The organism is Micromonospora sp. NPDC005172 (assembly GCF_040608555.1).
Classification (GTDB): Bacteria; Actinomycetota; Actinomycetes; order Mycobacteriales; family Micromonosporaceae; genus Micromonospora.
In genome coordinates this window covers 17,712-29,752 of the sequence record NZ_JBEXIL010000064.1, presented here as the reverse complement: position 1 = coordinate 29,752, position 12,041 = coordinate 17,712, and the positions used below count along the sequence as shown (strand labels likewise).

10 protein-coding genes are annotated in these 12,041 nt (G+C 71.8%); 2 read left to right on the top strand and 8 right to left on the bottom strand.

Going from position 1 to position 12,041, the window contains the following annotated elements:
• Positions 1-116: 116 nt before the first annotated feature.
• Together ABZV06_RS28860 and ABZV06_RS28855 are read left to right on the top strand one after the other, a co-directional pair.
• A complete protein-coding gene (locus tag ABZV06_RS28860; RefSeq protein ID WP_355625365.1) occupies positions 117-791 on the top strand; it encodes an amino acid ABC transporter permease in 675 nt (224 codons plus the stop codon).
• Positions 791-1,693 (top strand): amino acid ABC transporter permease, encoded by a 903-nt coding sequence (locus ABZV06_RS28855; RefSeq protein ID WP_355234698.1) that lies wholly within the window; start codon positions 791-793, stop codon positions 1,691-1,693. Before ABZV06_RS28860 ends, ABZV06_RS28855 begins: the two co-directional genes overlap by 1 nt.
• 148 nt (positions 1,694-1,841) lie before the next feature.
• Here ABZV06_RS28855 and rny read toward each other — a convergent pair whose 3' ends face one another.
• From rny to ABZV06_RS28815, 8 genes are all read right to left on the bottom strand, one after another.
• Positions 1,842-3,608 (bottom strand): ribonuclease Y, encoded by a 1,767-nt coding sequence (gene rny / locus ABZV06_RS28850; RefSeq protein ID WP_355625363.1) that lies wholly within the window; start codon positions 3,606-3,608, stop codon positions 1,842-1,844.
• A gap of 650 nt (positions 3,609-4,258) precedes the next feature.
• Positions 4,259-4,942: a regulatory protein RecX gene (locus ABZV06_RS28845; RefSeq protein ID WP_355234704.1), complete on the bottom strand. Its 684-nt coding sequence runs from the start codon at positions 4,940-4,942 to the stop codon at positions 4,259-4,261.
• Between the two features lie 14 nt (positions 4,943-4,956).
• The gene (gene recA / locus ABZV06_RS28840) at positions 4,957-6,003 is read right to left on the bottom strand and encodes a recombinase RecA (protein ID WP_355234707.1); all 1,047 of its coding nucleotides are present in this window, start codon (positions 6,001-6,003) and stop codon (positions 4,957-4,959) included.
• 184 nt (positions 6,004-6,187) lie between these two features.
• Positions 6,188-6,388, bottom strand: a complete 201-nt coding sequence (locus tag ABZV06_RS28835; RefSeq protein WP_355234710.1) for a DUF3046 domain-containing protein — start codon at positions 6,386-6,388, stop codon at positions 6,188-6,190.
• Positions 6,389-6,392: 4 nt separating this feature from the next.
• Positions 6,393-7,700 carry an MFS transporter gene (locus ABZV06_RS28830; protein WP_355625361.1) on the bottom strand — a complete coding sequence of 436 codons (1,308 nt, stop codon included), beginning with the start codon at positions 7,698-7,700 and terminating at the stop codon, positions 6,393-6,395.
• A 218-nt stretch (positions 7,701-7,918) separates the two neighbouring features.
• Positions 7,919-9,523 carry an FAD-dependent oxidoreductase gene (locus tag ABZV06_RS28825; protein ID WP_355625359.1) on the bottom strand — a complete coding sequence of 535 codons (1,605 nt, stop codon included), beginning with the start codon at positions 9,521-9,523 and terminating at the stop codon, positions 7,919-7,921.
• A 157-nt stretch (positions 9,524-9,680) separates the two neighbouring features.
• A complete protein-coding gene (locus tag ABZV06_RS28820; protein ID WP_355625357.1) occupies positions 9,681-10,385 on the bottom strand; it encodes a UdgX family uracil-DNA binding protein in 705 nt (234 codons plus the stop codon).
• Positions 10,386-10,667: 282 nt separating this feature from the next.
• Positions 10,668-12,008, bottom strand: coding sequence for an aminotransferase class I/II-fold pyridoxal phosphate-dependent enzyme (locus ABZV06_RS28815; protein WP_355625355.1), 1,341 nt, complete (start codon positions 12,006-12,008; stop codon positions 10,668-10,670).
• Positions 12,009-12,041: the final 33 nt, after the last annotated feature.

The following is a 12,041-nucleotide window of genomic DNA, read 5'->3' as shown; positions in this document are numbered from 1 at the left end:
CCGCGCTGGACGTACAGCACGCGGCGGTCGGGCAGCACGGCCATCGCCATCGGCGCGACCGGGTGTCGGCCCCCGACCCGTGACGACGCCGACGACCTGCCCCTGGGAGCCGACGCGTGCACGTATTCGCTGATCCGACTAACTTCGACGCCTACCTGTCGGGCTTTCTCTGGATCCTCAAGCTGACCGGCGTGTCGGCGGTGTTCGCGCTGGTCCTCGGCGTGTTACTCGCCGCCATGCGGGTCTCGCCCGTGCCGGTACTGCGCGGGTTCGGCACGGCCTGGGTCAACATCTTCCGCAACACGCCGCTCACGCTGGTCATCTTCTTCTGCTTCTTCGGGTTGTACTCCACACTCGGGTTGAGCCTCTCCGACGACCTGAACCGCAACAACTACTGGCTCGGCGTCGTCGGGCTGTCGGTGTACACGGCCTCCTTCGTCTGCGAGGCGCTGCGATCGGGCATCAACACCGTGCCCACCGGGCAGGCCGAGGCGGCCCGGGCGATCGGCCTCACCTTCGCCCAGACGCTGCGGATCGTGGTGCTGCCCCAGGCCACGCGTTCCGTGATCGCACCGCTGGGCAGCATCCTCATCGCGCTCTGCAAGAACGCCACGATCGTCGGGACGATCGGGTTGATGGAGTCCTCGACCGTGATGAAGGACCTGATCAACAGCAACGGCGACGCGGTCATCCCGATCTTCCTGGTCTTCGCCGGCACCTTCGCCGCGTTCCTGATCCCCACCGGCTACGTCTTCGGCTGGCTGGCCAACCGACTGGCGGTGAAGCGCTGATGAGCACCGACTCCGTCCTCTACGACCACCCGGGCCCCCGGGCAAAGATCCGCAACGCAGTGCTGACCGTCGTCTTCGGAGTCGCCCTGGCCGGACTGGCCTGGTGGGTCTACGCGAAGTTCGACGAGGCGGGCCAGTGGGAGGGCGCGCTCTGGAAGCCCTTCACCGAGGCGGCGACCTGGACCCAGTTCATCTGGCCCGGCCTGCGCGCCACGCTGTGGGCCGCTGCGGTCGGCATGGTGCTCTCGCTGACGTTCGGCATCGTCTTCGCGGTCGGCCGGCTCTCCGAGCGACGCTGGATCAGCATCCCCGCCGGCGCCGTGGTCGAGTTCTTCCGTGCCGTGCCGCTCCTCATCATGATTTTCTTCGTCTTCTACGGCGTGCCCTTCCTGATCCAGGCGCCGGTCACCGCCTTCTGGGCCGTCGTGATCGGGCTGACCCTGTACAACGGCTCGGTCCTCGCGGAGGCGTTCCGCGCCGGGATCCGCTCGCTGCCGGCTGGCCAGTCCGAGGCCGGGTACGCGATCGGCATGCGCAAGAGCCAGGTCATGCAGCTGATCCTCGTCCCGCAGGCGGCCCGGGCGATGCTGCCGGTCATCGTCAGCCAACTCGTCGTGCTGCTCAAGGACACCGCGCTCGGCTACATCGTCGCCTACCCGGAACTGCTCCAGCGCGGGGTCAACGACCTCGCCGCGAACAAGGGCAACATCGTCGCCGCGGCGATCGTGGCAGCGGCGATCTACATCGTGATCAACTCCCTGCTCACCGCCCTGGCCAACTGGCTCGACCGGCGCAGCCAGCGACGCGGGATCCGCGCGCAGCGCCGGGTGGCCACCGGTGCCGACCGGGCCACAGGCACCGACGGGGCCGGCGGCGTCACCGTGGGAGAACCGCAGGGCTGACGCGAAGCCGGCCGACCGGCAGACTCCGGCGGTTCGGCGCGATCGACGTCACGTCCCGGATATCGGGGTATCACCGGCAGCGGGATACCCCGATATCGCGGAACTGGTGTTGATCAAGCGGCGCCATCGTGGACGGCGCTGTCGGAGGTCAGCGGGCGATCTCGGTGACCCGGGACTCGCGGACCACGGTGACCCGGATCTGACCCGGGTAGGTCAGCTCCTCCTCGATCTGCTTGGCCACGTCACGGGCCAGCACGGCCGCCCCGATGTCGTCCACGTCGTCCGGCTTCACCATCACCCGGATCTCCCGGCCGGCCTGCATGGCGAAGACCTTGTCCACGCCGAGCTTGCCGGCCGCGATCTCCTCGATCCGCTCCAGCCGCTTGACGTACGCATCGAGGCTCTCCCGCCGCGCGCCCGGCCGGCCGCCGGAGCAGGCGTCGGACGCCTGCGTGAGGACGGCCTCGATGGTCTGCGGCGGCACCTCGTTGTGGTGCGCCTCGATGGCGTGCACCACGTCCTCGTGTTCGCCGTACTTGCGGGCCAGGTCGGCGCCGATGATGGCGTGGCTGCCCTCGACCTCGTGGGTGAGCGCCTTGCCGATGTCGTGCAGGAACGCCGACCGCTTGATGGTGGGCACGTCCAGCCGCAGCTCGGCGGCCATGATGCCGGCGATGTGCGCGGTCTCGACCAGGTGCTTGAGCACGTTCTGGCCGTACGAGGTGCGGTAGCGCAGTCGGCCCAGCAGGGTCACCAGCTCCGGGTGGATCTCGGTGATGCCGACCTCGACCAGGGCGTCCTCGGCGGCACGCAGGCAGAGTTCCTCCACCTCCTGGCGGGCGAGGTCGTAGACCTCCTCGATCCGGTGCGGGTGGATCCGCCCGTCGAGCACGAGCTTCTCGAGCGTGAGCCGGCCGACCTCGCGGCGCACCGGGTCGAAGCAGGAGAGCAACACCGCCTCGGGTGTGTCGTCGATGATCAGGTTGACCCCGGTCACCGACTCGAAGGCCCGGATGTTGCGGCCCTCCCGGCCGATGATGCGGCCCTTCATCTCGTCGCCGGGCAGGTGCAGGACGCTGACCACGCTCTCGGCGGTCTGCTCGCTGGCCACCCGCTGGATCGCGTCCACGACGATGTGCCGGGCCCGCTGCTCGGCGGTGTTGCGCGCGTCGGACTCGATGTCGCGTACCAGGAGCGCCGCCTCCCGCTTGGCGGACGTCTCGATCGCCTCGATCAGCTCCAGCCGGGCGGACTCGGCGGTCAGACCGGCCACCCGCTCCAACTCCCGGCGGCGCAACTCCTCGGCCTCGGCCAGCTCGGCCTCGCGCTGACTGAGCGCGGACTCCCGGGTGGCGAGGGCGGCGCTGGCCGCCGTGAGCTGCCGCTCCCGCTCGGCGAACCGCTCCACCTCCTCGGTGTGCAGCCGCTCCCGCTCGTCCATCCGGGCTGCCCGGCGCTCCACCTCGGCGGCCTGTTCCCGGGTCGTGGCGGCGAGTACCGCGACCTCCCGCTCGCCGCTGCGGCGCGCGGCCGTACGGAGCTGCTCCGCGTCCGCCTCGGCCTGCTTGTGCGCCCGTTCCAGCACGGTGTCGGCCTCGGCGCGGGCGTCGTCGAGCACCCGTCGCGCCTCGGCCCGGGCCGCCTTCGCCTCGGCCTTCGCCCCCGCCGCCTCGGCGCGGGCCGCGGAGGCGGCGGACTTCGCCACGTCGATCGTGCTGTTCGCCTGGTCGGCCGCGTCGCGCAGGGCGGCCAGGGACTGCTCCTGACGGTCCTTCTCGGCGATGAAGGCGGGATCCTCCGGGGCCGGCGCCGAGCCGATCCGGCGCAGCGCCCGGATGCCGACCAGCACCGCCGCGACCACGACCACGCCGAGGATCAGGACGGCCGCGAGAAGCACCACGTCGAGGGCGTTCATGCCGGAACCCCGCGAGGTCCATCCGCGAACCTGTGCCGCCGCCCCGCCATGGCCGCCTCCCCTGAACGTCATGACCGCAGCGACTGTGCCCAGGGCACACTCCTGCGGCTGTGGACGCCCGACCGGAGCGGCTGGCCGTGGGTAGCTCTCTCCGCCGGCGGTGCCCTCGGGCATCGTCGGCGACCGGGTGCAGTTGTCGCGGAGCGCCGGACCGGCCAGTCCGGAACTGCCGCCAAAGGCCGCGGAGTCGGCCAAAGTGATGCTGTTCTGTTACGAGATCTATGTTGTGCGCTTAGCCTGCGCTGGTCGGGCAATGTGAGCCTGTATGGCGAGGCTAGGTCTCCGAGGGCGGTCTGGTCAAGGACTCATGATCAAACCCCCCGAACGGAGAGAAGTTGCAGCGTCACGCAAAGCTGATGTCGTGTCGGACACGGCAGGACAAACACGGCGAGCCGACGCCCTCGATTGGGATGTCATGCCTGTTCAGCGACCGCACAGGTCCCGCAGGCGAGCCGCGAGTGTGACACCTGCGACCTCGCGCCGGGTGTCGAGTGAGAGGATCGCGCCGGCCTTGCCGTCTCGGCTGTCGAGATGAGTGGAACGCCCGTCATGTCGGGATCGAGAGTCCACGATCACGGTGCGGGTCGGCGTCAGCGGTTGTCGCGCTCCAACTCGCCCTCGGCGTCGGCCAAGGCGTCGGCGTCGATCTGCTCGGCGAACTCCGCCGCCTCCGCGCTCTGCGCGGCGAGGGCGTCCTTCACCGCCCGGATGGCCACGCCGGGCGGGTAGCCCTTGCGGGCCAGCATGCCCACCAGCCGGCGGAAGACGGCGTCCGGCTCACCCCGGGCGGTACGTAGCTTGCGCTCCACGAGGGCTCGGGCGGTCTGCGCCTCGGTCTCCTCGTCCAGCTCACCCAGCGCCTCGGTGGCCACCTCGCCGTCCACGCCCTTGCGGCGCAGCTCGTTGGCGAGCGCCCGGCGGGCCAGACCGCGCCCGTTGTGCCGACTCGACACCCACGCACGGGCGAACGCGGCGTCGTCGATGATGCCGACCTCGTCGTACCGGTCGAGCACCTCGGCCGACACCTCCTCGGAGATGCCCCGCTTGGCCAGCGCCCCGGCCAGCTCGGCGCGGGTACGTGGTCGGACGGCGAGCTGGCGCAGGCAGATCTCGCGGGCCACCTCGGACTCGTCACGCGGCGGCGTGGCCGCCGGCTCGTCAGCCGACTGTTCGGCCTGGCGACCCCGACGGGGGCGCGGCGGATCGGCGGCGTCGCCCGTACGAGGCGGACTGGCATCCCAGCCCCGCCCCGTACGGGCGCGTCGTCCTGCCATGTGTCAGCTACCCGTCAGAAGTCGACCGGCGGGAGCTCGGGGCCACCGGCGGCGTCGCCCGCGCCGACCCCCACGCCGAGCTTCTCCAGGATCTTCTTCTCGATCTCGGCGGCCACGTCCGGGTTCTCCTTCAGGAACTCCCGGGCCTTCTCCTTGCCCTGGCCGAGCTGGTCACCGTCGTACGTGTACCACGCGCCGGACTTGCGGATGATCGCCTGCTCCACGCCGACGTCGATCAGCGAGCCCTCACGCGAGATGCCCTTGCCGTACATGATGTCGAACTCGGCCTGCTTGAACGGCGCGGCCACCTTGTTCTTGACGACCTTGACCCGGGTGCGGTTACCGACCACGTCGGTGCCGTCCTTGAGGCTCTCGATGCGGCGCACGTCGAGCCGGACCGAGGCGTAGAACTTCAGCGCCCGACCACCGGTCGTGGTCTCCGGGCTGCCGAACATCACGCCGATCTTTTCCCGGAGCTGGTTGATGAAGATCGCCGTGGTGCCGGTGTTGCTGAGCACACCGGTGATCTTGCGCAGCGCCTGGCTCATCAGCCGGGCCTGGAGACCCACGTGGCTGTCGCCCATCTCGCCCTCGATCTCGGCGCGCGGCACCAGTGCCGCCACCGAGTCGATCACGATGATGTCGATCGCGCCCGAGCGGATCAGCATGTCGGCGATCTCCAGCGCCTGCTCGCCCGTGTCCGGCTGCGAGACCAGCATCGCGTCGGTGTCGACGCCGAGGGCCTTCGCGTACTCCGGGTCGAGCGCGTGCTCGGCGTCGATGAAGGCGGCGATGCCGCCGGCCCGCTGGGCGCTGGCCACCGCGTGCAGGGCCACCGTGGTCTTACCGCTGGACTCAGGGCCGTAGATCTCGACCACCCGGCCGCGCGGCAGGCCGCCCACGCCGAGCGCCACATCGAGCGCGATGGAGCCGGTCGGGATCACGGCGGTCTGGACGACCGGACGCTCTCCCAGCCGCATCACCGAGCCCTTGCCGAACTGCTTGTCAATCTGAGCGAGAGCAAGGTCGAGTGCCTTCTCCCGGTCAGGCCCTGCTGCCATGGTTGCCACCCCTGCCTTCGCCGGCGTCTTTGCTGAGCTTCGCGTCACGCGGACACGCTAGGCGCTAGGTCCGACAGAAAACCAGCCGACGGGCCGCGAGCTGTGGACGAGCACCCCGCTGTGGACAATAGCCGAACAGGTGTACGACTCGACAAGCGACACGCGGAGGCGACGAAAAGGCTGCTCAGCGTAGTCGAGCGGGTACGCGGTCGGGGTACGCGGCACAGACCGCCCGCCACACCACGTGCGTCCGCTCCCCCGCCGCCAACGCCTGCTCGATGGTCCGGCCGTCAAGCTGGGACAGCACCTGATCCCGGGCGATGCTCGCCGCGTAGCCCGGCCCGAACGCCTCCTCCAACCGCGTCCAGAAGTCGGTCAGCCGCACGTGATCAGTCCTCCTCACCCGGTGCCCCGGTCGGCACCGGGCGCAACGCTAGCGCCACCAGGGGCACGGTCGCGACCGCCGCGAGCAGGGTGAGCACGGGATAACCGGCCACCTGCATGACAAACCCGCTGAGCACCGCGGCACTCGCGCCCGCCAGCCCCATGATCATGTCGGAGAACCCCTGGACGCTCGGCCGCACATCGGCCGACACCGACTCGGAGAGCAGCGTCGAGCCGGCCACCATCGTCCCCGACCAGCCCAGCCCGAGCAGGACCAGACCGACCGAGAGTCGAGGGGTGTGGTGCCCGGCGGTGCCGGCGACCGCGCAGGCGGCCAGCAGCAACCCGACCCCGCCGAGGATCACCGCCCGCCGGCCGAGCCGGTCGGTGAGCCAGCCGACCGCCGGGGAGAACGCGTACATGCCGGCGATGTGCAGACTCAACACGATCCCGACCAGCCGCAGCACGTCGGCGTCGGCGTGCGACTCGCCGAGCCGGACCGGGGTCATCGCCATCACCGCCACCATGACCAGGTGACCCACCGCCACGGCGGCGATACCGAGCCGGGCGGCGGGCTGTCCGCGTACCACCGACCAGGCCACCCGCATGCCGGCGCCGCGCGGCGCGCGCACACCGACCGGCGCGGCGGCCGCGGGTGGCGACGCGGCGAGTCGCCGCGCGGTGAGCAGCGGGTCGGGCCTGAGAAGACCGAGGAGTACGACGGCAGCCAGCACGAACGCCGCCGCGCTGAACGCGAAGGGGCCGGCCAGTGGCGGCAGCCCCCAGCCGGTGGTCACCCGATCGGCCAGCGCGGCGAAGTTCGGCGCGGCCACCGCACCGATGGTGGTGGCCCAGACGATCAGCGAGAGCTGGCGTCCTCGACGGGCCGGTTCGGCGAGGTCCACGGCCGTGTAGCGGGCCTGGAGGTTGGCGGCGGTACCGCCACCGAAGAGCAGCATGCCGAGGAAGAGCAGCGGCACCGAGCGGGTGGCCGCCGCCAGCACCACCAGGACGCCGCCGACGGCGCCCACCGCGTACGCCAGCACGAGGCCGGGCCGGCGGCCGTGCCGGGCCATGATCCGGGTGACCGGGACGGCGAGCAGCGCCGCACCGACCACCCCGGCGCTCTGGGCGACGCCGGCCACCGCGGTGCCGGCGATCCGCGCGGCGAGCAACGCGCCGACGGAGATGCCGATGGTCACGCCGACGCCGCCGATGATCTGGGTGCTGAAGAGCAGCCGCATGGTGCGCCGCTGAATCGGCGCGACGTCGAGTCGGTCGTCGGTACGCGGCACGGTCAGCTCGGTGGCCATCGACGCTCCTTGAGGACGGGGACGCCCCCATCCTCGCGCACCCCTCCCGCCCGCCAACGCCCCGCAGGGCGGCGCCGCCCCGCCCGCCCGCCCGCCCGCCCGCCGCAAGATCTGCGCAACTTCAGGGAAGTTGCTGGCTCGGCGCGCGGGGAAGCAGCAGTTTCCCCGAAGTTGCGCAGATCCTGGTCGGCGTCGGAGGGAGGGGCCGGGGTGGACGGTCAGCCGGTCATCACCCGCTGGTGCAGGGCCGACACCGCCGCACGGGCTGCCACGAACGCGCCGTGCTGCCAGGCCACCTCGTGGCTCAGCCAGTCCCCGGCGAAGTAGACCCGCCCGGCCGGCTGGAGCAGCAGGTCGTACCCGGCCGTGCCGTAGCGGGGCGAGGTCCAGGCGCCCTCGATGTAGCGGGTCCGGTCCCAGGCGTGCGAGTACGAGGTGACCAGCTCGCTGCGGTACTTGTCGCCGTGGATCTTGACGCCCTGGCTGACCGCCCGCTCCTGACGCAGCTCCGGGGTGAGCCCGCTGTACGCCCGGGCGTTCGCCCCGGTGTTGTAGTAGCCGACGACCAGGCCACGCTTGCCGTGGTAGCCGTAGGACGGGTACCAGATGTGCGACAGGTCCAGATCGGTCTCCGTGATGCCGCCGTAGATCCGCTGGTCGGTCTCCCACCAGCGACTGCGGTACTCCAGGCCGATCTTGCCGGCGGCGGTGACGGGGAAGTCGGCCAGCGCGGCGGTCACGGAGGCGCCGAGGTTGTGCGGCACCCGGGCCATCAGGTGTGGCGGCAGGGCGGCCACGCAGTAGTCGGCGGTGATCTGCGACTGCCGGCCGCCCTGCCGGTAGGTCACCTCGACCCGGCTGCCCCGGTCGGTCACCCCGGTCACCTCGGCGTTGAGGTGGATGCGATGCCCGCCGACAGCCTTGGCGAGGGCGCGGGGGATCTGGTCCATGCCTCCGACCGGCTGGAACATCAGCATGGCCTGGTCGTAGCCGAACTCGAAGGAGAAGTACCGGCCCACGTTGCTGGCGAAGACGTCGGAGAGCGCTGGCGGCGTGCCGAGCGGGCTCCCCACGTCGTTGCCCGCGCCGGGGTACGCGGAGAAACCACGCCGGGTGGTGCCGGTGTACGCCCAGTCGCTGGCCCGTCCACCGATCGCGCCGAAGCTCTGCAGGAACGACAGCAGCCGGTCCCGGTCCTCGGTGGTGAGCCGCGCGTCCAGCGCACCCTGGTCGGTGGCCTTGGCGAGCAGTTCCGACACGTAGCCGTAGACGTCGGCCTTGGCGGTGCGGTAGCGGATCGGCTCCGTCATGCCGGCGGACTCGTTGTAGATCCAGGCGTCGGCGTTCTGGTTGGTGAAGACCTCGACAGGTACGCCCAACTCGCGGCAGTAGTCCATGGTGACCATCCACTGTGCGATCCGGCCCGGTCCGGCATTGAAGTAGACGCCGTCGGAGAAGCCGGCCCGCTGGGTGTGGCCGTCGAGGTCGGTCTCGACGTCGCCGCCCCGGATGGTCAGGTTCCGCCCGCCGACACGGTGCCGCGCCTCCAGGACCGTGCAGTGGTAACCGGCCTTGCCCAGCTCGTACGCCGTGGTGAGCCCCGCGATGCCACCGCCGAGCACGACGACGCTGACGCCCGGCCGCCCGGTCAGGGTGAAGTCGGACGGCTCGGGCGCCCGGAACGCCGGGGTCGCCGAGGCGGCGGCGCTGGGCGCGAGACCCATGGCTCCCATCGTGGCGAGCATCGCACCGGCCCCGCCGCTGATCCCGACCGCGCGTAGGAATCCACGCCGGCTCACCGTCGACTGCGTCTGATCGCTCATGAACGCCTCCCCTACAAGATCGACTCAGGTGAGTCTGTAGAGGACGTGTTACGTCGATCACGCGTCGCCGTTTCCGGTAGGTATCACCACGAACTCCGACACCGACCGGTGACGCGTCGCCCGTCGGGAGACGCCGCCGTACCCCCGGCCGTGGTGATTATCCGGCGAGGGCGCGGGCGGCCACGGTGAGGTCGGCGACCAGCCCCTCGTACGCCGCGTCCTGGTCGTCGGCGCGCAGGACGGCGGACGGGTGGATGGTCGCCAGCAGCCGGGTCCGCGGAGCGTCCGCCACCGCGCCGGCGCTGTCCACCGGAACCCGCTGGAAGTCCTCGGGATGCTGGGCCGACGCGGGCCAGGGCAGCAGTTCGCCGCGCTGCCTCGTCACCCGGAAGGACGGGCCGAGCAGCGCCTTCGCGGCGGTGGCGCCGAGCACCACGACGACCGCCGGGTCGAGCCGGGCGAACTCGGCGACCAACCAGGGACGACAGGCGGTGATGTGGATCCGGTCCGGAGTCTGGTGGATGCGCCGCTTGCCGCGCACCTCGAAACGAAAGTGCTTCACAGCGTTCGTGAGGTAGAGCGCGGCCGGATCGAGCCCGGCGTCGTCGACGGCCTTGCGCAACAGCCGGCCCGCGGGACCGACGAAGGGCAGACCCTTCTGGTCCTCCATGTCGCCGGGCTGCTCGCCGACGAGCACCACGCGGGCGCTCTCGTCACCCCGCCCGAAGACGGTCTGCGTGGCGTCCCGGTACAGCTCGCAGCCGCGACAGCCGCCCGAGGCCGCCCGCAGCTCGTCGATGGTGTCGGCCTCGGGCGGGATGAACCGCTGGGCGCCGGGAGCTGCGTCGGTCTGCTCGGCCATGCCGCTTGTTATATACCCGTTCGGTACGCGCTGCCGCTTACGCCCCGGCCCGAACGTGGCCGCGCCACGTCAGTACCCGCCCCCACCGCCGCCGCCACCACACGACGCGAGCGCGATCAGCACGATGATGATCACGATGACCGCGACCGCGACCCCGATCCAGAGCCCTCGATTGCCGCCTGAAGCCATGTCAGCCACCTCCGTCGGCGCGCATACCCGCCCCGGACGCGCCAAACCCCTCTTGTGCCGCGACAACGCCCGATCGGGTCGCCGGCCGACGGGTCAGGTGGCGAAGCCGGAGGGTGCGACGGGATGGGCGGCGCGCGCCAGGGCGGCGGCCAGCGGCGTCATGTCCTCGACGGCCAGGGAACTGATGGTGACGCGCAGGGCTGGCGGCGCGGCGATCCGGTAGAGGGCGCCGGGCGCGACCGCCCAGCCGGCGTCGCGCAACGCGGTCACCGCGCTGGTCTCGTCCAGAACCGGCAGCCAGACGTTGATGCCCGTGCGACCGTGCGCCGTCAGGCCGTGCTCGGCCAGCGCGGCCAGCAGCCCTTCGCGCCGCAGCTCGTAGCTCTGCGCCGCCCGGCGCACCAGCTCGTCGACCGCCGGGTCCCGCCACAGGGCGAGCACCAACCGTTGCAGCACGGTGGACACCCAGCCGGCGCCGACACGCGTCCGACCGGTCACCCGGGCCACGGTGGTCTCGTCGCCGGCCAGCACCGCCAGCCGCAGGTCCGGACCGAAGGGCTTGCTCACCGACCGCACGAAGGCCCAGCTTCCGGCCGCGCCGGCAAGCGGATGCAGGGGTACGCGGGCCAGTTCGGCGGCGTGGTCGTCCTCGATGAGCAGCAGGTCCTGCCGCCCGGCGAGCAGCGCGCGCAACTCCGTGGCGCGAGCGGCGGAGACGGCGGCGCCGGTCGGGTTCTGGGCCCGGCTGGTGACGACCAGCGCCCGCGCTCCGGCGGTCAGCGCGGCCGCCACCCCGGCGGTCAGGGGGCCCTCGTCGTCCACGGGTACGCCGATGGACCGCAGCCCAAGGGCGGCGACCAGGTCGAGCAGATTTGCCCAGCCCGGATCCTCCACCGCCACCGCGTCACCGGGGCGCAGGTGGGCACCGAGGAGGCGTTCGATGCCGTCCAGCGCGCCACCGGTGAGGGTGAGGTCCTCGACGGGTACGCCGTCGGCGCTCAGCCGGGCGCGGGCGACCTCGGCCAACTCCGGGAGCACTCCGGCCTGCGCGTAGCCGACCGGCGGGCCGACGTCGGCGGCGAGCGCGGCCAGGTGCGGGCCGATCGGGGGCAGCAGTCGGGGGTCGGGCTCGCCCCGGGACAGGTCGCGGGCGTCCGGCAGTGGTGCGGGGCGTAGGGCGGAGCGGCGGGCGGCCACCGGTGGACGCGGGCGGACGCGGGTGCCGTGCCGGCCGGCGGTGGCGAGCACGCCACGTTGGCGCAGCTCCTGGTAGGCGCGGGCAACGGTGGCCGGGCTGACGCCGAGGTCGGCGGCGAGGGCGCGCACCGAGGGCAGGCTGACCCCAGGGGCCAGGGCGCCGGTACGGACGCCCGACTCGATGCTGGCCGAAATCGCGACGGCGGTCGTCCCGGTGAACTGATAGCGTGCTGACACAAACAAGAGATTGTACTAGCACAAAGGGGCGCG

Excerpts from the sequence above, each read along its gene's own strand:
- ABZV06_RS28820 (WP_355625357.1), bottom strand. The coding sequence starts at position 10,385 with ATGGCCGAGCAGACCGACGCAGCTCCCGGCGCCCAGCGGTTCATCCCG.
- ABZV06_RS28855 (WP_355234698.1), top strand. The coding sequence starts at position 791 with ATGAGCACCGACTCCGTCCTCTACGACCACCCGGGCCCCCGGGCAAAG.
- recA (WP_355234707.1), bottom strand. The coding sequence starts at position 6,003 with ATGGCAGCAGGGCCTGACCGGGAGAAGGCACTCGACCTTGCTCTCGCT.
- ABZV06_RS28830 (WP_355625361.1), bottom strand. The coding sequence starts at position 7,700 with ATGGCCACCGAGCTGACCGTGCCGCGTACCGACGACCGACTCGACGTC.
- ABZV06_RS28825 (WP_355625359.1), bottom strand. The coding sequence starts at position 9,523 with ATGAGCGATCAGACGCAGTCGACGGTGAGCCGGCGTGGATTCCTACGC.
- ABZV06_RS28845 (WP_355234704.1), bottom strand. The coding sequence starts at position 4,942 with ATGGCAGGACGACGCGCCCGTACGGGGCGGGGCTGGGATGCCAGTCCG.
- rny (WP_355625363.1), bottom strand. The coding sequence starts at position 3,608 with ATGAACGCCCTCGACGTGGTGCTTCTCGCGGCCGTCCTGATCCTCGGC.